The organism is Pseudoalteromonas sp. PSi26, from assembly GCF_054960575.1.
Genome location: NZ_JBHNYT010000005.1, coordinates 16,965 through 38,306, shown reverse-complemented (window position 1 = coordinate 38,306; position 21,342 = coordinate 16,965). Strand labels below are relative to the sequence as shown.

24 protein-coding genes and 1 pseudogene are annotated in these 21,342 nt (G+C 38.6%); 13 read left to right on the top strand and 12 right to left on the bottom strand.

The window, feature by feature from the left end; genetic code table 11:
* Window positions 1-164 precede the first annotated feature (164 nt).
* The 3 genes from ACFI34_RS06760 to ACFI34_RS06750 form a co-directional block, all read right to left on the bottom strand.
* Complete coding sequence (locus ACFI34_RS06760) at window positions 165-2,411, bottom strand: aminotransferase class V-fold PLP-dependent enzyme (protein WP_462672905.1); 2,247 nt, start codon at window positions 2,409-2,411, stop codon at window positions 165-167.
* Window positions 2,412-2,526: 115 nt separating this feature from the next.
* Complete coding sequence (locus ACFI34_RS06755; RefSeq protein ID WP_462672904.1) at window positions 2,527-3,606, bottom strand: AI-2E family transporter; 1,080 nt, start codon at window positions 3,604-3,606, stop codon at window positions 2,527-2,529.
* Window positions 3,599-3,817: a sulfurtransferase TusA family protein gene (locus ACFI34_RS06750; protein WP_462672903.1), complete on the bottom strand. Its 219-nt coding sequence runs from the start codon at window positions 3,815-3,817 to the stop codon at window positions 3,599-3,601. The genes ACFI34_RS06755 and ACFI34_RS06750 overlap by 8 nt, the downstream gene beginning before the upstream one ends.
* A gap of 159 nt (window positions 3,818-3,976) precedes the next feature.
* Between ACFI34_RS06750 and ACFI34_RS06745 the strand changes: the two genes are divergently transcribed.
* The 5 genes from ACFI34_RS06745 to ACFI34_RS06725 are packed head-to-tail and all read left to right on the top strand — an operon-like array spanning window position 3,977 to window position 7,495.
* Window positions 3,977-4,642, top strand: a complete 666-nt coding sequence (locus tag ACFI34_RS06745) for a hypothetical protein (protein WP_462672902.1) — start codon at window positions 3,977-3,979, stop codon at window positions 4,640-4,642.
* A gap of 1 nt (window position 4,643) precedes the next feature.
* Window positions 4,644-6,101 carry a beta-barrel assembly-enhancing protease gene (gene bepA / locus ACFI34_RS06740; protein WP_006792335.1) on the top strand — a complete coding sequence of 486 codons (1,458 nt, stop codon included), beginning with the start codon at window positions 4,644-4,646 and terminating at the stop codon, window positions 6,099-6,101.
* 52 nt (window positions 6,102-6,153) lie between these two features.
* Window positions 6,154-6,501: an arsenate reductase (glutaredoxin) gene (arsC, locus tag ACFI34_RS06735; protein ID WP_462672901.1), complete on the top strand. Its 348-nt coding sequence runs from the start codon at window positions 6,154-6,156 to the stop codon at window positions 6,499-6,501.
* Window positions 6,501-7,055 carry an NAD(P)H:quinone oxidoreductase gene (gene wrbA / locus ACFI34_RS06730; RefSeq protein WP_006792333.1) on the top strand — a complete coding sequence of 185 codons (555 nt, stop codon included), beginning with the start codon at window positions 6,501-6,503 and terminating at the stop codon, window positions 7,053-7,055. Before arsC ends, wrbA begins: the two co-directional genes overlap by 1 nt.
* Complete coding sequence (locus ACFI34_RS06725) at window positions 7,052-7,495, top strand: DUF2069 domain-containing protein (RefSeq protein WP_462672900.1); 444 nt, start codon at window positions 7,052-7,054, stop codon at window positions 7,493-7,495. The genes wrbA and ACFI34_RS06725 overlap by 4 nt, the downstream gene beginning before the upstream one ends.
* A 64-nt stretch (window positions 7,496-7,559) precedes the next feature.
* On the opposite strand, the gene ACFI34_RS06720 is transcribed toward ACFI34_RS06725, so the two are convergent.
* The gene (locus tag ACFI34_RS06720; RefSeq protein ID WP_462672899.1) at window positions 7,560-8,897 is read right to left on the bottom strand and encodes an ankyrin repeat domain-containing protein; all 1,338 of its coding nucleotides are present in this window, start codon (window positions 8,895-8,897) and stop codon (window positions 7,560-7,562) included.
* 223 nt (window positions 8,898-9,120) lie between these two features.
* Window positions 9,121-9,714, bottom strand: a complete 594-nt coding sequence (locus tag ACFI34_RS06715) for an MlaC/ttg2D family ABC transporter substrate-binding protein (RefSeq protein ID WP_462672898.1) — start codon at window positions 9,712-9,714, stop codon at window positions 9,121-9,123.
* Window positions 9,715-9,957: 243 nt separating this feature from the next.
* Between ACFI34_RS06715 and ACFI34_RS06710 the strand changes: the two are divergent.
* Window positions 9,958-10,466, top strand: a pseudogene (locus tag ACFI34_RS06710) (acyloxyacyl hydrolase).
* Between the two features lie 77 nt (window positions 10,467-10,543).
* On the top strand, window positions 10,544-10,690 hold the full coding sequence (locus ACFI34_RS06705) for a DUF2897 family protein (RefSeq protein ID WP_006792328.1): 147 nt from the start codon (window positions 10,544-10,546) through the stop codon (window positions 10,688-10,690).
* A 30-nt stretch (window positions 10,691-10,720) separates the two neighbouring features.
* On the opposite strand, the gene ACFI34_RS06700 is transcribed toward ACFI34_RS06705, so the two are convergent.
* Window positions 10,721-12,091, bottom strand: coding sequence for a YjiH family protein (locus ACFI34_RS06700; RefSeq protein WP_462672897.1), 1,371 nt, complete (start codon window positions 12,089-12,091; stop codon window positions 10,721-10,723).
* Between the two features lie 65 nt (window positions 12,092-12,156).
* A complete protein-coding gene (bamC, locus tag ACFI34_RS06695) occupies window positions 12,157-13,215 on the bottom strand; it encodes an outer membrane protein assembly factor BamC (RefSeq protein WP_462672896.1) in 1,059 nt (352 codons plus the stop codon).
* A 359-nt stretch (window positions 13,216-13,574) separates the two neighbouring features.
* On the opposite strand from bamC, the gene ACFI34_RS06690 reads away from it, so the two are divergent.
* From ACFI34_RS06690 to ACFI34_RS06675, 4 genes are all read left to right on the top strand, one after another.
* Entirely contained in the window at window positions 13,575-14,108 is a 534-nt protein-coding gene (locus ACFI34_RS06690; RefSeq protein ID WP_462672895.1) for a glycine cleavage system transcriptional repressor, read from the top strand.
* Between the two features lie 9 nt (window positions 14,109-14,117).
* A complete protein-coding gene (bcp, locus tag ACFI34_RS06685) occupies window positions 14,118-14,597 on the top strand; it encodes a thioredoxin-dependent thiol peroxidase (protein WP_058404144.1) in 480 nt (159 codons plus the stop codon).
* A 190-nt stretch (window positions 14,598-14,787) separates the two neighbouring features.
* The gene (locus tag ACFI34_RS06680) at window positions 14,788-15,006 is read left to right on the top strand and encodes a DUF6500 family protein (protein ID WP_058404143.1); all 219 of its coding nucleotides are present in this window, start codon (window positions 14,788-14,790) and stop codon (window positions 15,004-15,006) included.
* A gap of 74 nt (window positions 15,007-15,080) precedes the next feature.
* Window positions 15,081-15,434 carry a 2OG-Fe(II) oxygenase gene (locus ACFI34_RS06675; protein WP_462672894.1) on the top strand — a complete coding sequence of 118 codons (354 nt, stop codon included), beginning with the start codon at window positions 15,081-15,083 and terminating at the stop codon, window positions 15,432-15,434.
* A gap of 594 nt (window positions 15,435-16,028) precedes the next feature.
* On the opposite strand, the gene queE is transcribed toward ACFI34_RS06675, so the two are convergent.
* Window positions 16,029-16,694: a 7-carboxy-7-deazaguanine synthase QueE gene (queE, locus tag ACFI34_RS06670; RefSeq protein ID WP_462673057.1), complete on the bottom strand. Its 666-nt coding sequence runs from the start codon at window positions 16,692-16,694 to the stop codon at window positions 16,029-16,031.
* Between the two features lie 120 nt (window positions 16,695-16,814).
* On the opposite strand from queE, the gene queC reads away from it, so the two are divergent.
* Window positions 16,815-17,495 carry a 7-cyano-7-deazaguanine synthase QueC gene (gene queC / locus ACFI34_RS06665; protein WP_462673056.1) on the top strand — a complete coding sequence of 227 codons (681 nt, stop codon included), beginning with the start codon at window positions 16,815-16,817 and terminating at the stop codon, window positions 17,493-17,495.
* 115 nt (window positions 17,496-17,610) lie between these two features.
* On the opposite strand, the gene ACFI34_RS06660 is transcribed toward queC, so the two are convergent.
* A complete protein-coding gene (locus ACFI34_RS06660) occupies window positions 17,611-18,060 on the bottom strand; it encodes a methyltransferase family protein (protein WP_462672893.1) in 450 nt (149 codons plus the stop codon).
* A gap of 256 nt (window positions 18,061-18,316) precedes the next feature.
* On the opposite strand from ACFI34_RS06660, the gene ACFI34_RS06655 reads away from it, so the two are divergent.
* The gene (locus ACFI34_RS06655) at window positions 18,317-18,559 is read left to right on the top strand and encodes a hypothetical protein (protein WP_462672892.1); all 243 of its coding nucleotides are present in this window, start codon (window positions 18,317-18,319) and stop codon (window positions 18,557-18,559) included.
* A 34-nt stretch (window positions 18,560-18,593) separates the two neighbouring features.
* Here ACFI34_RS06655 and ACFI34_RS06650 read toward each other — a convergent pair whose 3' ends face one another.
* The 3 genes from ACFI34_RS06650 to ACFI34_RS06640 form a co-directional block, all read right to left on the bottom strand.
* Window positions 18,594-19,619, bottom strand: a complete 1,026-nt coding sequence (locus ACFI34_RS06650; RefSeq protein ID WP_462672891.1) for a hypothetical protein — start codon at window positions 19,617-19,619, stop codon at window positions 18,594-18,596.
* A gap of 103 nt (window positions 19,620-19,722) precedes the next feature.
* Window positions 19,723-20,403 carry a tRNA (adenine(22)-N(1))-methyltransferase TrmK gene (locus ACFI34_RS06645; protein WP_462672890.1) on the bottom strand — a complete coding sequence of 227 codons (681 nt, stop codon included), beginning with the start codon at window positions 20,401-20,403 and terminating at the stop codon, window positions 19,723-19,725.
* Window positions 20,404-21,342 carry a class I SAM-dependent methyltransferase gene (locus ACFI34_RS06640; RefSeq protein WP_462672889.1) on the bottom strand — a complete coding sequence of 313 codons (939 nt, stop codon included), beginning with the start codon at window positions 21,340-21,342 and terminating at the stop codon, window positions 20,404-20,406. It abuts the gene before it with no gap.

Sequence of the window (21,342 nt, the reverse complement as noted above, 5' to 3'; positions counted from 1 at the left end):
CCCGCAATTTCAAAGGCACCCACAAAGCTTAATCGATTAAGTTGCTATGTTCGTGAATTTTACTAAACGTTCAGTACTTTTTTAATAGTTATGACATTTATGTGAATAAATAAAAAATCGGCTACCAGAGCCGATTTAATTTGAATCCTATTAGTGTCGTATAATTAGAGGCTCAATGCCAAACCACCCTCTAAGTTATACACTGTTTGATACCCGAGTTGTGTTAGGTTAGCAGCCGCAAGCTTTGATCGGTTACCACTACGACACAACAATATATATTTACCGCTCTTATTAAGCTGACCTTCCATCAATGCGTTAGCCATTCTACTAAGCGGTATATTGAGTGTTTTTATTTTTTTGATGCGAAACAATTGCGATACATTATTAGCACAATGCTCATATGGCTCTCTGGTATCAATCAAATACGCATCGTTTTTAGTAAGCATTGCCTTTGCATTATCAAAATTTAATTGCTGAATATATGATTCGGGCAACGCGGTGACATAACCACACAATTGTGACCTCGATTTTTCTTTAGCCTGATCATCAAGCTGTTTTTTAATAACAAATTCATCAATACTCATTTGGCCGTTTATTAATCCGTTTAATAAAGGTGTTTGTTGTTGCTCTGCCTCCCAGTTCATCGCAAAACATTGTAAATAATCATGTCCTGAGCAAATCACACTTGTTTTATCTAGCTGCTCAGCAAGCGCTAGAATAGAATGAGCCATGGCCTTTGCATTGCCACCAGCCAGAGACGTGTTCCCCAAGCCTGCTGGTAATATTAGGTCACCACAAAAGCAATAATTGATGTGGTTATCTTCACTTTTTAAAACGTAACTTACGCTATCTTCACTGTGCCCTGGTGTGGCTATTTTTTCTAATCGTTGGTTATTAAGGTCAATATGCGCTGCATGTATTGGCCAACCCAGTTTATCTATTTCAATGTCATCGCATCGACTCGCTAATACACTGCGTAATAAAATAACGCCGCAATGGCGCTCTTGGTGAGCATGCGTATTAAGCACTGCCTTAATAGTGAGGTTTTGTGTATTGGCTATTTTTTCTAAACGCGGTATGAGCTCTACAATAGGATCTATAATAATTGCCTGTTTATTCTCACTTACATATAACCAACAACAAGCTCCTTGGTGCCTAAACTGCGTTAAACCAATCGCGCACACATCTTGGTGAGGTGTTGCGCTATCAGATACGATTAAACAGTTAGCCTGCAAAATGGCTTTTAATGCACGTATAGATTCACACGCATTTGCTATTTCTTCGGCTGTAGCTGCGGGACCAAACGATAGCCTAATTGCATTTTCACTCTGCCATTGGTTAACGCCCATAGCATCAAGCACAAAGCTCGTTGAAGAACCCGTGCTACATGCAGACCCTCCACTGACACGAATACCAGCAGCATCAAATAAATCAATCACTTCTTTGCTTGTTAGTTCATTTACCGCAAAGTTGAGTGTTGTTGGTACCGAATGCTCAAAACTATGATTAAACGTAACCTCACCAAAAGTATCTTCAATCGCGCATTTTATTTGCGCGCGGTAGCTATTGAGCACATCGATTGGTTTAAACGTGGTATCTGACCTGTCTAGCAGTAAGCTAAATAGTTTATTTAACCCGGCAATACCGGGTAAGTTCTCGGTACCCGAACGCATACCGCTCTCTTGCCCGCCCCCTGCTATGAAAGGCGTATAGGCACTGCCAGCTCGTATATATAAAAAACCTATGCCTTTAGGTGCATAAAGTTTATGGCCCGAAAAGGGAGCGTAATCTATTGTAGTCGCGCTTAGATTAAGTTGCTTTTTGCCCAATGCTTGAACACAATCGACCATCCACGACACGTCAGGGTTTAAAAAACGGATCGTTTGTTCAATAGCATCTAAATCTTGATAAACTCCCGTTTCGTTATTAACCGCCATGGTGCATATCATTAACGCATTAGGTATATGTTCAGCGATAAACGCTAAGTCTAAAATGCCATTATTATCCACCGGAATAGCCAAAACTTGAGCATGAATGCCCAATACACTATTCCAATGCTTTAATGTATTAGGTACCGCTTTGTGCTCTGTAGCACCATACAACAGCACTGGATTATCTATTTTATGAGTTTTAGCATTAATGAGTGTGGATACGACAGCGGTCTGAATGCCTTCGGTCGCGCCAGAGGTAAATAAAATATTTCCCTCTTTTGCGCCTATCACTGTTCGTGCATTTTCACGAGTTTGCTCTAACAAATGCTTAGCTTGAATACCTGTAATGTGTGGGCTTGATGGATTACCAAAGCAAATTTGCATTGTATGAGAGACCACCTGAGCAATACATGGCAACACCGGCGTTGTTGCATTTGCATCGAGGTAAATTTGCTCAGAGCTTAATAAAGAGTCAGACATCTAAAAACGCACCTTATTACTAAAAGATATATCTTATTACCAATATTATATAACTTTGGACGTATTGAGTAATAATCAATTAGTACTGACGGTGCGTTTTCTATGCCTTTTTGAACTAACCTTCTGTGAGTTTATTATTTAGCTCTTCTTGCGTTGAAGACCAAGCGGTAATCAATGCCTTAACAAGCGAAGCCAAAGGAATGGCAAAAAATACCCCCCAAAAGCCCCAAAGACCACCAAAAAACAAAACTGCGACAATTATAAATACAGGATTTAAGTCAACCGCTTCTGAAAATAACAATGGCACGAGGACGTTGCCATCAAGGGCCTGAATAATCCCGTAAATAATCAAAATAGTCCAAAACTGAGTTTCTAATCCAAATTGAAATAACGCCACAGCAGCGACCGGAATAGTCACCAGCGCAGCACCCACAAACGGAATTAACACAGATAAACCAACTAACACACCTAACAAGGCTGCGTAGCGTAAATCTAAAAATGTAAACGCAATAAACGAAACGCCACCTACAATTAAAATTTCAAACACTTTCCCGCGAATGTAATTCATAATTTGTTGGTTCATTTCATTCCATACTTGCAAAATTAAACGACGCTGTTGTGGAATTAATTTAGCCACACTACCCGTTAACTCCAACTTATCTTTAAGCATAAAAAACACGAGCAACGGTACAAGCACTAGATAAATTAGCCACGCTACAACATCTTTTAACGACGTTAATGAAAATGATAAAACCACTTGGCCAAACTCAATAACTTTAGCCTCGACAGTAGCAACAATACCCTGTACTTGGTCGGCATTTATTAAACTTGGGTATTGCTCGGGTAAGGCAACTAAATACGACTTACCTTGCTCTAACATATGAGGGGCTTCTTGCACTAAGTTACTGGTTTGTTTCCACAGAACAGGACCAATCACTAAAATTAAAGTAAGCATAATGCCTGTAAATATAAGCATTACGATCACGGTTGCAGTAAATCGGCGTAAGCCAAGGCGCTCTAAATGTACAACAGGCCAATCAAGTAAATACGCAATAACTAATGCTACTAAAACCGGGACAATTAACGAGCCAAAAAAGTAAAGTAAGGCAACAGAAACGAGTAGTAAAAATAATAGGGTGACCGAATGAGGATCAGAGAATTTTCTTTCGTACCATGTTTTTATATATTCAAACACGTAATGGCTCCACTAATAATAAACCTTGTTGTTTATCTAAGTTGTAACTGTAAGCATATTTTTTGAGAAACTGCTCAATATCATCCACGCTCTCATCACTAGCAATTGTAAATGTGATGGCTTGCTGTTTAGATAATGCTTCACGTAGCCCTAATTTAAACTGAATAAACTGCTGAGGGCATCTATAACTTCGTAAATCTTGGTGTAACATACTCGTTCTACCAATTTGTTAAAATGAATAATAAGTCGTATTGATGTGCATCGGTAGCCTATAAAATATCAACAAATGTAACTTTTTCTTAAAACAATGCCTGCAATGGTTTATTCTGTAATACATAGTTAGTAGTAAGGACAGGTTAAGGACAGATTAATGTCTCGCACACATAATAAAGCGCATTTACCAAGTAATCCAACACTCAAAGAGATTAATTGGTATAAAAAGCAAATAAATTGGGGGGAGCTTCCTCCCTTTTATCATTTAGTTGCCTCTTCAGTAAGTGAGTCTGAAGGTGTTTTAGAGCATGGATTTGATAACGCTGTAAAACAACTTATCGACCGACGTAACTGGAATCTAGACATACTCGACGGCTTTGAGGACGATTTAGGTGAGATCCATACCAAACATAAACCTCGCATTGCATTACATCAGGTATTTACAGACAGGGGCTTTGAACTGTGGGCACTGCCTTATGCAAAAGATATTGTTGTTGACCAATACATAAAAGATAACCGCTTTATGGAATTTAGAGTGTGGGATCCGCATTCAATGAAAGTACTATTAAGGTTAAATCAATTACATAAGTTTATTGGTTTTTACTTTGAACGCGGTGATAAAGCCGATAAAGCCCTTATTTTGCACTCTCACAAAGTTGTTCATAAAATTATTACTTTTTTACAGCGAGAGTTGAACGTAATAAAGGTAGATGGAGTCTCAATAAAAGAGCTCTATCAATTGTGCGAAAAAGACAGCCGTGCAAGCAGTGACGAAATAGACATAGCCAAAATTGCTATTGGCGAGCCAATAAACAAGGAATAAAATGCAGCTAAAATCAGCCTTTATATCTTTATGCAGTGCCGTACTTACATTTAGCCTTCTAGTAAGTGAGCCATTAAAGGCGCAAACTAACTTTAATCTTCCTGACTTGGGAACTTCTGCATTACAAGTACTCCCCCTCGAAAAAGAACAAGCGATTGGGGAAGTAATGATGATGCAAATACGTGGTGGCTCACCTATTATTAACGACCCCGTATTAGATGAATACCTAACTACTATTGGTAGAAAGCTTGTCGCAAACGCAAACGATGTACGTTTTCCGTTTTCATTTTTTTGGATCAATAACTCTGACATTAACGCCTTTGCTTTTTACGGCGGACATGTCGGTGTTCACACAGGCCTTATTGCGCAAGCCGATAGCGAGAGTCAGTTTGCATCTGTGCTCGGTCACGAAATCGCTCACGTGACTCAGCGCCATTTAGCACGCAGAATTCAGCAACAACAAGATAACAGCGCAATGACCATAGCGGGGATGATAGCCGGTATTTTAGCAACTATTGTTGCCCCTGACGCTGGTATTGCCATTATTTCAGCTAGCCAAACACAATCTGCATTTAGCCAATTAACGCACAGTCGCTCTGCTGAACAAGAAGCTGATCGAATAGGCATGCAAACACTTAATAATGCAGGGTTTGATGCGCGTGCATCTAGCGACTTTTTAACTAAACTGGCTGCACAAATTCGTTATAAGTATAAACCACCTGCATTTTTGCTTACTCACCCACTGCCAGAAAGTCGAGTGTCTGATGTGCGTCTTCGGGCTGAGCAGTACCCAAAGCGTCGCTTACCTGCAAGCCTCGAATTTAATCTTGCTAAAAGCCGTGTACTTGCGCGTTACGACAATAAACCAGAAAATGCTGAAGCCTTATTTAGAAAACTCCTTCGTGAAAACAGCTACAGCAATACAGCACTTAATTACGGTTTAGCGTTAAGTTTACTTGATCAAGAAAAACTGGATGAAGCAGACACTATTTTAAGCAAGCTATTAAAAAGTGACCCTAAGAATTTATTTTATATTGATACGCAAACTGATTTACTCATAGCGCAAAAAAAAGCCGACGAAGCCGTTTCATTTTTAGCTGAACTACATAATTACCGCCCTAACAATCAAGTAATTACGCTCAACTATGCAAATGCAGCATTAGAAGCTAAGCAATACGAACTTGCTGAAAACGTGCTTAAAGGTTTTTTATTAGAAAAACCAGAGCATAGTTTAGGTAAAGAGCTACTGGCTGACGCGTACAAAAAACAAGACAAATTGGCGGCCTATCACGAAGCAAACGCTGACGTGCTATCGCAATACGGTGCTTACATGAAAGCCGCTGATGAAATCCAAAAAGCGCTTAACTTCGTAGAATCAACAGAGCTAATAAAACAGCAGCGATTAAAAGCATTACTTACTCAGTACCGCCGTTTACAAAAAGAGCTTGCAAGGCTTTAAGTCTGCAAGCTGTTGCCCTAAAATAGAGGCAATTCACACTATGGAAACTTTTATGTCTGTTACTATTTATCATAATCCGCGTTGTTCTAAGTCGCGTGAAACACTTGCCCTTTTACAAAGTAAGTCAATCGAGCCCACCGTTGTTGAGTATTTAAAAACGCCTTTAACATCTGATCAAATAACTACACTTATAGATCAACTTGGTTTTAGCTCTGCTCGTGATTTAATGCGTACAAAAGAAACCGAGTACAAAACGCTAAATTTAAAAGACGAAACAAACGAAACCACGCTTATAAACGCAATGGTTCAGCATCCAAAGTTAATTGAACGCCCTATTGTTGAGCACAGTGGTAAAGCCGCAATTGGTCGCCCACCAGAAAACGTGTTAAGCGTTTTATAATGAGTACAACCATCGTGGTACTATACCACTCGAGCCATGGCTCTGTTGAAGCAATGGCCCATGAAATAGCTGAGTCAATAGAGCAACAAGGCGCAACAGCCCTACTGAGAACATTTGTCGCTAAAAACCCGCACGACATTGTTATTAGTAAAGATGACCTCATACAATGTGATGGCTTGGCTTTTGGTACACCTACCCGATTTGGTATGATGGCTTCTCAAGCCAAAGCATTTTGGGAAACCACCAGCGAGCTATGGCTTAAAGGCCAACTAATTGATAAGCCTGCGTGTGTGTTTTCATCGTCAAGCAGTATGCATGGGGGGAATGAGGCCACACTGCTTAATTTATCATTACCCTTACTTCATCACGGAATGATGTTACTTGGTGTACCTTACGATGTACCTGAATTATTAGGGACACAAACTGGCGGTACTCCGTATGGCGCTACGCACGTTGCTGGTAGCAATAATAGTGCTCAGTTAAGTAAAGACGAAATTAAAATATGCCAAAGCGTTGGTATACGCCTGACAAAAATTGCGAGTAAACTTCAATGAACACAGCGCCCCCCCCTGTTAAAAAGCCAATAACCGTAAAATTTCAACGTATTGCTTTAATTGGCTATATTGGCCTGCTCATTTTAATGCCATTATGGATGTACTTTGTGCCGCCTCAAGAGGGCCCGCTGGATGTTATGTCGCTATTTGTACCTATAATTCCTCTATTACTCCCACTTAGAGGTATTATAAAAGACAGTACTTATACCTACGCTTGGGCAAACTTTGTTGTCATGCTTTATTTTATTCATGGTTTAACTATGCTTTGGGTTGCACCTGATGAGCTGATTTGGGTGTTACTTGAGTTGTTGTTTGCATCTTTCATGTTTATTGGGTGTACTTATTATGCAAGATACCGCGGGCAAGAGTTAGGCTTAAAAATTCGCAAACTAAAAGAAGATTTAGCCGACGAAAAAGCCGCTAACGAGCTTCAAAAGTAAAATAAAAAGCGCGTTTACTATTGGGTAAACGCGCTTTTATACATTTTAAATATGTATTAACTATTTAAACCAACTCGCTTAGTGCAGCCAAGGTCACGATACCTGCTAAACCTAGCTGAGCTAATAAGCTCAATAACGAAAAGCCCCTCAATATAAATAAACCCCAAGGGTGTTTTATATGTGGATACAAAGCGCAGCGCTTTAAGCTCATAGCAAAGAAGAAACAAATCACCGTAACCATAGTTAAACCAAGCGTCAGTTCACTTTTTATGGTCAGCGCTTCATCAAAAAAGAAAAATAACTGTAATGGCAATAATAAAGTCACAATAGCATGTAAAACATGCACTTTTTTAATACGATCAAATTGCCCTTCAGGGGATAGCTCTTTAATTCCAAAGTCACGCTCTAGGCATTTAACTAGGTTTTGCGCTTTGATACTCACAGCCAACCTATAACAACTTAAGCCCTCGTTATTACGCGCTCTAAAATCAAACCCGGCTTTAATTAGCATCACCATTAACGATTCATTTTTAGAGAGCACAGCATAATGCAATGCAGTGTTACCAAGGCTATCAAGGGCTTTTTTATCTTGCTGAGGTAATAAGGTTTGCACCACGTTTACAAAACCACGCTCTGCTGCCCACATAAATGCAGTTTTACCGTTTTCATCAGCTAATGTGCCTGTTGCTCCTTGCTCAATAAAACGCATAGCCATTGTTTGCTTAGCCGTTTTTTTACGCAAATGTGTTAGTAATGCTTGCTCAAGTAAAACAACAGAATCAACATCAGGCGACACTTGTTTTAATAAAGTAAAATAGTCTTTACCCATTGCTACTTTGTCACTTGCAAGTTCACTTAACACGGCTAGGTCAGCAATTGACTCCGGTATAAAGTGACTTAAGCGATCTCTAAAATCAACTTCTTTCCAAAGCGATAACGCATCAACAGCACTGAGCTTACTGCCATTATTTAACGCATGTTCAATCAGTGTAAAATAGCGTTTACTAAAAAATAAGCTTAATAATGAAAGCGGTGTTTCAACGGCATTTTGTGCAGCAACACTTGCGTATTTTTCTAAACGTTGGCACAACAAAAGCACTAAGCTCTCTGGGGTATATTCATTATCGTAAAAATGAGTTTTCATTGCGCCAATATACGCTTGTGCATCTTCGTCGTATTCACAAATATGTTGGAAATAACACTCTTCAAAAGGCTCAAGCGGGGTTAACCAGGCCAAATAATAAATAGGGGGCAAAACAGTGGTACACACACCATCGTCTTCATTTGTAGAACGACAAGCAGGCCAAGCTTCTAATGCATCTAAAATAAAGGCACCGTTTTGCTCTACAAGACCTTTAATGAGTAACGGATATTCCTTTGGCCAAATCAGTACATTTTCCATTAAAACAACACAACTCCAGTGTAGCTTAGGTAAGTGGTCAGTTTATAACAGCTTTCAGCTGACACCACGCTTAATCAAAGAGGCAATATTCTAGCACACCCAAATCGCCACGCTAGAACAAAGTAGATGAATAATCAAAAATATAAAAGCAGCCAAGTAACTAATTACTTGGCTGCTTTTTAGGTTGGAGCTGGGCTTGATCTTTTTCACACAAAAAGGTTAATTATTTGTTCTTTAACTCACTAATTACTTGGTCAATGCCTACATCTGAAATGCGCTGGATGATCTCTTTTTGCTTAGCACTTAAAAGCGAAATACCTTCAGCCACAATGTCGTACACTTTCCATTGGTTGTCTTTACCTAGGCGTAACTTAAAGCTTAAATCAATTGTGGGGGCGTTAGGCTCTATAATTTGCGTATTAACCGTGGCATATTCTGAGTCGCTTTGTGCATTATTGCGCTCAAAAACCACTTTTTGGCCTGTGTATTTCATTAATGCACCGGCATATGTACCAGTTAAGTAATGCTCAACCGCGTCAATAAAATCAACAGCTTGTTGGCGCTCAATACCTTTAATGTGTTTACCTAATAGTTTAAAAGACACAAACTTAATATCAATGTGTGGCATTAAACGTTTTTCAACAATTCCCGACATTTCACTTTTACTGGCATTACCTTTACTGTTCACTTTACCTATATCAGCAAAAAGGGTGTCTGCAACAGACTCCAAAAGTATATCTGGTGATTGCTGAGCTTGTGCATAAAGCGATGTGCTTAAAAATGCGGTAGCAATTAAAAATAGTTTAATAAGTTTCATAATATTTTTTGTTTGTGTGATTAAGATAGGGCTAATTTACGTCATTAATACGCAATAAAAAAGGCACAAATAAGCAACTTATTAATGCCCAAAAAGCACCAATAGATTAAGTAATTAAATTTCAATAAGTTAATAAAACCTATTAACACACCGTATACATCCCCATTTTCTCTCGTCTTGTATTTATAACCTCCCCACCCTCATCATTTGTTTTTTCGATAAACCAACTATCAGCGAGCAGCTATGAAATCCTTTTTTAAAATACTTATTTTATTAATCGCCTCACTTTTTATTAATACCACAGCATTAGCGCAATCAAACCATGGCTACGCTGTCGACGTACTTAAAGGCACGGGTAATATAAATGGAATAAAATTAGCTTATCAATACCATATGCCAAAAATGCAAAACTTAGTTGGAGATACCCGCTTTTATATCGAAACCAGTGTAAACCTGTGGGAATTTGCGCATTACCACCACTCACAATCCAACTTGGTATTAGCGGTATCGCCTGTATTGCAGTTTCCAGCATTTAGTTTTAATAACACCCCGTTTTATGTTGAAGCAGGCATTGGTGTTTCACTTATTGACGAAACACAGTTTGGTGGTAAAAATTTAAGTAGCCATTATCAATTTGAAGATCGTATTGGACTCGTTGCCGACTTAGGCGATACAAACATTGCTTTGCGAATTATTCATTATTCTAATGCGGGGTTTCATTTATGACCTTATCGGTTGCCAAGCGATTTTAATACCCTATTGATTTGTTTGCTGGTAATTACTATTTAAAAACGTAAAATAATCAGCAAACAAAAACTGAGAAATTAAAATGCAAACATGGCAAGTAATCCTCATTGTGGTGATGGTATTTGGTGTTGTAATAGGAAATATTGCCTTAATAAAACACAGTGCTAATATGGAATTTAAAAAGTCAGACTCACACTTAAAAAACAAACAAGACACAAAAAAGCCCTGATAAATCAGGGCTTTTAATTTAAAAATAAGCTTAACCAACAAGCCAATGTGCCATTAACGAAATAATCGGCAATGTTATAAGTGTTCTGAGAATAAATATTACGAACAGCTCAACAATGTTTACTGGAATTTTGCTTCCTAACAGCAGCGCCCCCACTTCAGACATATAAATAAGCTGAGTCACACTCATCGCGGCAATGATAAAGCGTGTTACATCGCTCTCAATAGTCCCAGCTGCAAGGATTGAAGGGATAAACATATCGGCAAAACCAACCATGATTGTTTGTGCTGCAGCCTCAGCTTCAGGCACTTGCAACAATTCTAAGAATGGAATAAACGGCATACCTAAATATTGAAATAGCGGCGTATATTCTGCAATGATTAATGCAAATGTACCTACGGCCATAACAACAGGTAATACAGCAAATACCATATCAAGTGCGTTGTGTACGCCTTCTTTTAATGTGCCCACTACACCCGGCGATTTATCTGCCTTGGCCAGCGCTATATCTAAAGAATGACCCACTAATGATTTACCTTCGGGCACCAGCTCTGAGTTTGCATCAGGCTCTGAGCCATCAATAAGTAAATCTTTTTTAAACCTAAGCGGTGGTAAGCGCGGCACAATAATAGCAGCAGTAATACCTGCCAAGCACACCGTTAAATAAAACGGAGCAAATAAATACTCAAGCTTTACTTGGCCAATAACCACTAAACAAAACGTAATGGAAACAGCAGAAAATGTAGTACCAATAATAGCGGCTTCGCGTTGTGTGTAGTATTTATCTTCGTACTGGCGCGCAGTCATTAATATTCCCACACTACCATCACCTAACCACGATGCCACACAGTTAACGGCACTTCGCCCTGGAACGCCAAATAACGGGCGCATCACTTTAGTTAATAATGTACCTACCAACTCAAGCAACCCAAAATTAAGTAACAAAGGGAGTAAAAGCCCTGCTAGTATAAATACCGAAAACAACACAGGAAGTAAGTCGTTTAACACGAGTGCCCCTGTATTTTCAGACGTGATCGCATGCGGCCCCACGCCTAAGAAGGTCATTAATACAAATGCTGTACCAAATAAACGCGTAACTAACCAAATCCAACTAACGTTAAACAAATGATTTAAAAGCGGTATTTTACAAATCACTTGAGGCTTAAAAACACTTACAATGAGTGAAAACGCACCCGTTATACAAATTATGGCAGTAATAATGGCTTGTGCTGTATCTGCAAAAAATACTTGCATGGCTTTGGCCATCATTGCAATAGGAATCGTCATTGCTTCACCGCTCGACACCGGCGTCATAAACAAAAACACACCAATTAGCGAAGGCACAAGGAACGCAAACCAAGTACGCCAATCGTACTGAGGTGAAGTTGATAATTGAGACATATTTTTAACCTATAAAAACCACAAAAAGAGCTAAGCGCTCTTTTTGTGGTAAGACGTATTATTATTTATATTTTAATGCCGCGCTTAATAAGTGCTGCTTCTAGTGCTTGTTGTAAACCATTCATGGTACCTGGCTCAAGCGTTTCGCCTTTATCGTCCATCCAGGTTAAGCTTGTGCCACCTTGCTTGGTTTTACTCACTAAAATTTGGTATTGGCCTTCATCAATAGGTAATTGCGCAACATCGTCGCCCCAAATCGAATCCCACATACTGCTCTCTGGAGCTTTATAGTCAGCTGTAATTAAACCTGTATCTTGGTTTATTTCAACAATAGTAAACGACAAACGCTCTAAAAAGCCTGAAAAACGATCAAATACCGCATCGTAAGATTGCTCAGTAACCAACGCTGCATTGCCTTTATTGTCAAAGCCCATTTCTAAAGAAATAATACCTTGACGCTTGCGCATATCAACTTCAAGTTGGCGATAGCGGTAATCAAATTCCGTAATAACTTGGTTAAGTGCACGCACTTCTAATTGCTGTTTAAGCAAGTCTGTAAGTGTTGTATCACCCTTAAAATCTATTAATTCAGCACGTAAAGAAGCTGTACGTTCATGCGATTTTTTTTCAATAGAAAATCTAAAACGTTGCAGGTCATCGTTTTTTTCATCGCCCCACAACCAGCTTTCTTCGGTTTTAATAATTGCGTACCAATCGGTTTCAATAATACCAAGTAGCTTGTCTTCTTTGGTTGTAGCGGTGTTATTTTCAGCTAAAACAGCTTTAATTGAATCCCAAATAAAGTCATCTAAATCAACAATGCCATCGTTTTTATCAAAATATACGCGTGCTAAATTATCAGCCTCTTCGACCCAACTGCCTTTTGCTACAGTGAGTACTTGAGCGGGTGGGCGATAATTGGTTGCGTCTGGATTATTGTTGTATTGACCTACTTCCATTTTATAAACTGGATCTTGAGCCGGCTGAGATAAAGACGCTGGTGCTTTTACTGGCTCATGCGCGCGGTAATTACGTTCATTATGCGCATCGTTAACAAATACACTACACCCTGATAAACTTACCAATGCACTTACTGCAAGTGCTTTTGGGATCCAATACTGCACAGATAATTCTCCTTAGCATACCCTTTAATTGTTTTAACAAATATATGAGTGGGTTATGCCGATTTGGTTCAGTGTAAAATCAATATTAACTTTACATTTTTATTTGGCTACTTAATTGCAATAAAGTTCAGCACCTCAACTTAGAAAAAAACTAAGGGCAATTAAGCAAATTTTAGCTATGGTACTTTCCTGTGCCAGTAAAAACAAGAAACACCGTACTTTAAACGCGCTTAATTAGCCCGCATTATAGTTTAGACACCGTTTTGTGTTAAACTTCGCCGCCGAGCACGTCCTCGAGTGTATTTAGTAGTGTTATCCATTGCGTTGTTATAACCCTTGTAACTTAGGTATTTTAACCCATGACTGCATTTTCAAATCATCAAATTGTGTTAACCGCTATCGGCGAAGACAGGCCGGGTATTGTCAGTGAGCTTACGCAATTGGTTAGCGACTGCCACTGTAATATTATAGACAGCCGCATTGCCATTTTAGGCTGTGAGTTTACCTTTATAATGTTATTGCATGGTGACATGTCGGCCATAAGCAGAATTGAACATGTGTTACCAACCAAAGCAATGGAACTTGGCCTGCTAACCATGATGAAACGCACTACAAGCCATACCCCTGGCGAGTTTTGTGCCGGCTACACGCTCGAATACACAGGTATAGATACCCCGGGCACACTAAGCAAAGTGACACGCTTTTTTGCCGATAACCACATCAGCATTTGTTCTTTAAAGTCAGATACATTTAACGAAGATACTGACACAAAAATGCGCTGTGAAGTAGAATTTAATATCCCAATAGATGTAGACATAGATAAATTTAAAATTAGTTTTGAGAGCCTTTCTCATACCCTAAACGTAGATTATATTTTTAAACGCATTCGTTAAGGAAATAGCATGAACACAATTAGTCCATTACAAGCAGGTGATACAGCCCCCGCTTTTAGCTTACAAAACCAAAACGACGAAACAATCACTTTAAGTGAATTGTTAAAAGAGCAACAAGTACTTGTGTATTTTTACCCTAAAGCTTCTACTCCGGGTTGTACCGTACAAGCAGAAAACCTGCGCGACCAACAAGACGAGCTTGCTAAATTTAACACGCGTGTTGTAGGCATTAGCCCAGATCCAATTAAGCGCCTTAAAAACTTTGAAACTAAAAAAGAGCTTAACTTTGATTTATTAGCCGATGAGGATCACGCCATTGCAGAAGCATTTGGTGTATGGGGCTACAAAAAATTTATGGGTAAAGAATACGATGGTATTCACCGCCTAACATTTTTAGTAGGCCAAGACGGTAAAATTAAACACTTATTTGATAAATTTAAAACCAAAGATCATCACCAAGTGGTGCTTGATTATTTGGCAGCAGAATAAGCTAGCTAATTACTTCCAAAAAAATACATAAAGCGTTGTCTTAGAGCAGCGCTTTTTTATGTTATTTACTAAATATCCAGGTTAAATAAAGTATCTTCGAGAGATAAATATACAATTGCTCGTTTTGAATTTGAAGTTACAATTTGTCCCTTTTTGTTTTCACCAATACGATCTATTAGGTCACTTATTTATGAGACAAGAATTAAGAACTAAAATCATTGAAGTGTGTGATAAAAAAATTGCCAGTAAAGGTGATAATGTAGGCCTGTCTTTCTATGCTTTTTTTGCTAATAAAAACAACAATCCTGAACTGTTAATGGAAGCTGCTACTTGGTGGATTCAAACCCATCAATTAGATCACTTTGTAAAAGCTCATAAAATAAAACAAATGGTGCTGAATAATTTATAAGCCCCCAAGTGCTCATATTCGATGTGCATAATGCTTTAAGCAACAATTAAAAGCTTCTAAATCAAGGAGTGTGTATGTATTTTGTAAAAAAGCTATTTCGATGGTCACGAGGCAGGCAAAAATCAGGCTATGATAAAATGCTGATTTGTGGTGCATTTTGGCCAATAAAGTTTGATGCGTATTTATTAAAGTTTCCAAAAGGAAGTGAAATACCTCCGCACATTTACCACGTTAAAGCTGGTCAACATTACAGGCTAAATATTGTGTTAAAGAAAGCGGATATAGGCGGGGAGTTTATTTGCTCTAACCCCCTATTTGAAACAAAACGAATCAAGTTATTTCGTCCTGATATCAGCGAGCACCAAGTATCGAAAATAGAAAAAGGTAGCCGTTATGTACTCAGTATCGGCTGGATAAAAAATACCTAGTCAAAACTCCCCTTCAAGTGCACTTAAATCCAGTACGCACCATCTTTCCCACTAATTATTTTGTCAGAGATATATTTTTTTATCAAATATGGATAAGCACTAAACTATTTGATAAAAGTACATAAAGAACAAAATATAAGGATTTAAATTTGAAAAAGGCAGTTAGATTTAAAGCGTATTTAGTGGCTTTGATCACATGTATTATTGGGTTTCAGTTTTCGCCGGCAAGTAATCAGTTTTATGCAAACCCGTTTTATATTGGCAGTTTTATTTTTGCAATCGTACTAATTGTGAATGTTATTAATTACTTTTGCCCAAAGTGTAAGAAAAACCAGATAATGCAATCAGCTACTAGCTATCGCCTGCCAACAAATAAGTGCTATCACTGCAAGGAAGAAATTAACTAAGCGTCTCGGATAGCACTTTGCTTATCCGGCTACGTGTTTAAATAGGCTGGTGTGTTAATGTGAAGAATGTTTGAATAAATGAGCATTGGAATTGCTATGTTGGGATTCGTTTCACTCAACCCAACCTTTTATCTACAGAATATAACTTAACGCAGAGCAGCTAAGCACTTACAGCTGCTCTTTCGCTTTAACTAATTCCCAAATACTTGTGTACTTGTATTGATAGGCGCCAGTTTTTGTCGATACAGGTGTCGATTGCTAATTTGGTTGCAGATACCTTTTGGCTAATTGGCTGTAAATAGACAAGCTTAGGATTTACCCCTGTTTTAGAGAATAATTCTTCTAGCTCTTCTACGTGCTTTTGCATCGCTACTGGGTGCTTAATTTCATTGGCACGCTTCATGGCGCTGGTAAGTACTTCATAACCGCCGCGCATGTTTATTTTAGGCGAAACGGTAACCCATGTTTGCTCCGGGGCAAGTATTTCAAACGTGCCGCTGGTTTCTATTTGTGTGGTAAAGCCATTATCGTGCAATAGCTTACAAACTGGATTTAAATCGTACATACACGGCTCGCCGCCAGTAATTACAACATGCTTTGCTGTATAGCCACGTGATTTAAACAGCTCAAGTACTTGCTCGGCACTGGCATCGGCCCAATGATCTGAGTCGGCTTTTTTCTCTACGGTTTCGTCAAGAGACACTTTGTATACGTTGTCTACATCCCATGTTTGTTTTGTGTCGCACCACGAACACCCTACTGGGCAACCTTGCAGGCGTAAAAATATTGAGGGTGTGCCAGTAAAGCTTGCTTCACCTTGAATGGTTTCAAACACTTCATTTATTTTGTACAAAAGAGATCTCACTTACTACCTAGCAGCAACATTGCTACTATTAAAGACGAAAAAGCGCTGAGCAAAAATTGTTATTTAAGCCGAGGCCGTGTAGTATATCGCGCCCTGATATAAACCTCTATTAAAACTAAGAGCAAAACAGATATGACGCAAAAAGTAGTTGTTATTTATTCCGGCGGTATGGACTCGTTCACCGTGTTAAATAAAGCCCTGCAACAAGGCCATGATGTATATGCCCTTTCGTTTGACTATGGTCAGCGTCATGTAAAAGAGCTTAAAGTTGCAGCAAATGTGTGTGAAAAACTCAATGTGTCACACAAAATAGTTGATATATCAGCTATTAATCAGCTTATTGGTGGCTCATCATTAACCGATAACATCGACGTACCAGAAGGCCACTACGAAGAAGAAAGCATGAAAAGCACGATAGTGCCAAATCGAAATATGATTTTACTTTCTTTGGCTGTTGGTTATGCGGTATCACTAAAAGCAAGCCAAGTTTATTACGGTGCACATTCTGGAGATCATGCTATTTACCCCGACTGCCGCCCTGAGTTTGTGAAGAAAATGGATGATGTGTGTCGTATAGCTAATTATGATGCCGTTGAAATTTTTAGCCCGTATCTGAATAACACCAAGATTGATATTTTAACTGACGGGATAAAAATGGGTTTAGATTACAGCCAAACATGGACCTGTTATAACGGCCGTGAAAAGGCCTGTGGTAAGTGTGGTGCTTGCCAAGAACGTTTAGAAGCATTTGCACTAAACAATATTACAGATCCGTTAGAATACGAATAAGCAACAAATAAAGAGTTATTTAGGTCATACAATGAAAAGGCTGCTTTTGATGGCAGCCTTTTTTATTGCATAGCATTTAATTACACGGCGTATAATTAAAAACACTTTTAAAAAATTACAACCAGCGTCTTACGCGTGTTTTGTAGGCAGTAAATTCATCACCAAATAATTTACTAAGTGCACGTTCTTCTGGCATTATTTGAAACAACGTTAAATAACCAATAAAACCAACAACACCTAGCATTGCCCAAACCGAACTTAACCACACGCCCCACCCAGCTAAAATAAATGCAAATCCTAAATACATGGGATTACGTGAAATTCGGTAAATACCGCTGGTAACTAATTTTGATGCCTGTTCTGGTTTATTGGGGTTTACTGTGGTTTTGGCTAGCTTAAAGCTCACAACACCCGCAACACAGCTTGCGCAACCAATAATAACTAAACTTGCCGCAAAATAGGCAACAAATACAGTAAAGTCAATAACACTGTAATGCGCTATTAGCGCCATAATGCCTGCAAAAAATAGAACGACTATAACGGGAGGTATTTTATTATTTAGCATAATAACTCTCTGATAAAATTAGTTTATAAAATAGTGTGTTAGTAACTATATGGCGATTGATTTTACATTAAACAACCCTGTTACTGTATAAAGTATGAACACCAGACAAAAAGCACTGATGTACATGTATATAGCCACAGTGTTAATTGATTTATTTCAAATCATCGCCCTTTACAAATAAAGTTACAATTGTCAGCTTTATCTAAAGTGAAGAAAGCGTATACTTTAAAAATAAAATTATAAAAGGAATATAGTTATGTCTGGTACTACGATGATTGTACTTATTGTGCTTATATCTGTGGGTTCGGGTGTGGTTTACGATATGTATAAAAAGCATTTAGAATTTAAACATAAAATGCAAAACAACAATAGCGATGCTAATAAACAACTTGCCGAAACAAAAGCAGAAGTGATTGCACTAAGAGAACGTGTACAAACACTTGAAGCCATTGTGACTGACTCAAGCTTTAACGTTAAGCAAGAGATCAACAAACTGTAAGCGTTTTTAAACGCTTACTCGTTCGCTTTATTTATTAAAGGTAATTTGGATATAGATGGGCATTTTCTGGTTGCTCTATTCCATGGGCTGCTAAAAACCCACCTATAGCTTGTCCACACCCCTGAGGTGCTCGCCCGCTGTCTATTTCGAAGTTTAATTGATTAGCTTCTTGCTTACCCATTGAGCACAAATCAACTGTATTTGGTGAGCGCATTGCAATGCTTAACTTACCAATACTTTCTACCGCCACATTTTTACTAAAACGAGCAAAACCTTGATACTTAAACTGCTCATTTACGTAGTCGTTGCTTGTGTTAACTAAGGCTGTGATAAAACCATGTAAAAAGTGATTACTTGACGACCCCGTAGTCAAAAACGCAATTGATTTATTGTTGAACTCGCTTAACTGAGCGCCATCGCAATGCAGCTTTACTGTATACAAATGCTGCTCGTCAGTAATGGCTTGATAGTCGGTCAGTTCAACAATCGAATCAGCAAACACAATACGACTAACCAAATCGCTAATATTATCGCAATTGTGCGTTTGTAAAACTAACTCTGGGTTTTGCGACATGACAGGTAAATCGTGATGATTATTAAATGGTGTGCTAATTGCACCATTTTGTTTTAATTGAAATAACTCTCTAACTTCGTGCTCACGCGCTACTTTTAAAGCTAAAAAAGCAGTTTGAATAAGTTCTGAAGTGGGTAAGTTTTCTTCTACTATCCAGCGTCTACCAAATAGCAATTTTTTTGCTTTATCGGCATTTTGATGGCCACTTTTTTTGTAGTTGTCAGGGCTTAGTACTGCAACTTGTAGGTATATTTCATCGCCTTTTTGTGCAGCTAGGACTCTAAAGTGGGCCGAAAATTCTATGCCTTCGAGAACTTCATTTACACTTTCAAGTGTATGCTTGTATCGTAAAAAATGCTGTGGGACGACCCAATTATTATTAGCTAATTGCACAAGCGGCGCATAAGGAATTGGCTGCTCGTAGCTATGTTGCCATTTTTTGTCGTTACTGAGTAACGTATTTAGGTGACTATTTTTATCTGACATAAATAAACCAAATAAACTCGCACTGGGCAAGATATTAACTGTGCTTACATTACGTGTTTTGTTATGTAATTAGATCACAGCCGCCCGACAAAATTGGGCTTTTTTAACTATCGTATAGACTTTGATAGTCGCTTATAACTTTTTGACAATAAAGCTCATCTTTATTGAGCATTTTATTATAATGATTTAACAATCGTTGAATGTAAGCCGTATGCTGTTTATTATTTAAGTCCCACATGGCATCACCTGTTTTACTTACCGTTTGGCTGCTTTTAAAGCTAACCTCTATGAGTTCGTATATACGGTTTTTATCGCTTATAATGTGCTCACTATGCAAACCCAAATTAAGCTTGTGTAAACCACTGCGCAGTAAATAGGTGTGGTGAATTGGGCATAAAATAAATCGCACATGCTTTACAGACTCTGACGAGTTGTTAGCTATTATTTGCTGCACTAAACGCAGCGCTAATTCACCGCCTATACCCGCTATAACCACTACCTGATTTGTTACATCATCAAGCTTTATACTTCCAACGTCCTGACACAAGACCTGCCATTCTGGCTTTTTATTACCAGGCTCCCTAAATTTTTTATTATGAGTTAACCGCGCTTCTAAATCGGTCATCACATTTGGCAAAATATCAACAAACATGACCTTATCGGCAGCTGAGCGCTTCAACAAAGCCATTCCTAAATAGCCATGATCACAGCAACAATCCCAAATAGTGTTTTGCTGGCGTGTTATAAGCGCATCAATCGCAGTCAGTCGTTTACTGAGTTTCATTTAATCAGGCGAATGTGACATTTTATAGACGAGTGCTTTTAAACTTTTATCACTGTCTATTTCAATAAAGCGGTCGGTAGGTGCAAGGCGTTCTACGAATGTAATCGCACCTTGTGTGTGCTCGTCAATCAGTGCTTTAAATGCATCCTCTGAGAGCTCGGGGCTGTTGGCGCATAAAAGCAATTTTGTTGTTTGATTAAGTAACTCTGGGAGCCTGCGAAGCACTTTTTGGTAGTCTTTAGTTAAAATAAAGCTGCCTTTTTGAAAACTCGGCGGATCGACAATAATTAAATCAAACGGGGCTGCTTTTTTTAATTTACCAAACGACTTTAAAATATCGTGAGGTAAGTAACTCACCCCTTTGTCAAAACCATTTAACTGATGGTTTTGCTTACCTACTTTAAGTACCCCTTTACTCATATCCATATTCATTACATGATCGGCACCGCCTTGCATTGCTGCTAACGAAAAACCGCACGTGTATGAAAATAAATTAAGTACTTTGCCATGCTTACTATTAGCCATTACAAACTCGCGGCCGCTTCGCATATCAGGAAAAATTCCTGTATTTTGGCGACTTTGCAAATCGACTAAAAAGCGAATTCCGTTTTCGGTTACTGTATGCTTATCAGGGAGCGTTCCAAACATGACTGTGTTTTGGCTTTGCACACCCGCACGCTGCTGATAAACAAGCGAGGTAATTAATTCTGGGTAATGCGCTTGCGCCCATTGCCAAAGTGTTTCGGTTAACTGATTAAGCGTGTTGTCGTCTATTTCATCGTAAGAGACTAAAAATAAGCTTGGCGGGTAAAAATCTAAATTTAAGTGGCTCAATGCCTCAATACTATGGCCTCGCCCGTGAAAAACACGACACAGTTCGTTATTTAAAATAGGGGCACTCTCAAGTGCCGTGATAAGAGGCGTAAAATTTATAGTCAT

Bases quoted from the DNA above. Each gene is read 5' to 3' on its own strand.
- ACFI34_RS06760 (WP_462672905.1), bottom strand. From the start codon at position 2,411: ATGTCTGACTCTTTATTAAGCTCTGAGCAAATTTACCTCGATGCAAAT.
- ACFI34_RS06750 (WP_462672903.1), bottom strand. From the start codon at position 3,817: ATGTTACACCAAGATTTACGAAGTTATAGATGCCCTCAGCAGTTTATT.
- ACFI34_RS06745 (WP_462672902.1), top strand. From the start codon at position 3,977: ATGTCTCGCACACATAATAAAGCGCATTTACCAAGTAATCCAACACTC.
- bepA (WP_006792335.1), top strand. From the start codon at position 4,644: ATGCAGCTAAAATCAGCCTTTATATCTTTATGCAGTGCCGTACTTACA.
- arsC (WP_462672901.1), top strand. From the start codon at position 6,154: ATGTCTGTTACTATTTATCATAATCCGCGTTGTTCTAAGTCGCGTGAA.
- wrbA (WP_006792333.1), top strand. From the start codon at position 6,501: ATGAGTACAACCATCGTGGTACTATACCACTCGAGCCATGGCTCTGTT.
- ACFI34_RS06725 (WP_462672900.1), top strand. From the start codon at position 7,052: ATGAACACAGCGCCCCCCCCTGTTAAAAAGCCAATAACCGTAAAATTT.
- ACFI34_RS06720 (WP_462672899.1), bottom strand. From the start codon at position 8,897: ATGGAAAATGTACTGATTTGGCCAAAGGAATATCCGTTACTCATTAAA.
- ACFI34_RS06715 (WP_462672898.1), bottom strand. From the start codon at position 9,714: ATGAAACTTATTAAACTATTTTTAATTGCTACCGCATTTTTAAGCACA.
- ACFI34_RS06705 (WP_006792328.1), top strand. From the start codon at position 10,544: ATGCAAACATGGCAAGTAATCCTCATTGTGGTGATGGTATTTGGTGTT.
- ACFI34_RS06700 (WP_462672897.1), bottom strand. From the start codon at position 12,091: ATGTCTCAATTATCAACTTCACCTCAGTACGATTGGCGTACTTGGTTT.
- ACFI34_RS06690 (WP_462672895.1), top strand. From the start codon at position 13,575: ATGACTGCATTTTCAAATCATCAAATTGTGTTAACCGCTATCGGCGAA.
- bcp (WP_058404144.1), top strand. From the start codon at position 14,118: ATGAACACAATTAGTCCATTACAAGCAGGTGATACAGCCCCCGCTTTT.
- ACFI34_RS06680 (WP_058404143.1), top strand. From the start codon at position 14,788: ATGAGACAAGAATTAAGAACTAAAATCATTGAAGTGTGTGATAAAAAA.
- ACFI34_RS06675 (WP_462672894.1), top strand. From the start codon at position 15,081: ATGTATTTTGTAAAAAAGCTATTTCGATGGTCACGAGGCAGGCAAAAA.
- ACFI34_RS06660 (WP_462672893.1), bottom strand. From the start codon at position 18,060: ATGCTAAATAATAAAATACCTCCCGTTATAGTCGTTCTATTTTTTGCA.
- ACFI34_RS06655 (WP_462672892.1), top strand. From the start codon at position 18,317: ATGTCTGGTACTACGATGATTGTACTTATTGTGCTTATATCTGTGGGT.
- ACFI34_RS06650 (WP_462672891.1), bottom strand. From the start codon at position 19,619: ATGTCAGATAAAAATAGTCACCTAAATACGTTACTCAGTAACGACAAA.
- ACFI34_RS06645 (WP_462672890.1), bottom strand. From the start codon at position 20,403: ATGAAACTCAGTAAACGACTGACTGCGATTGATGCGCTTATAACACGC.
- ACFI34_RS06640 (WP_462672889.1), bottom strand. From the start codon at position 21,342: ATGACTATAAATTTTACGCCTCTTATCACGGCACTTGAGAGTGCCCCT.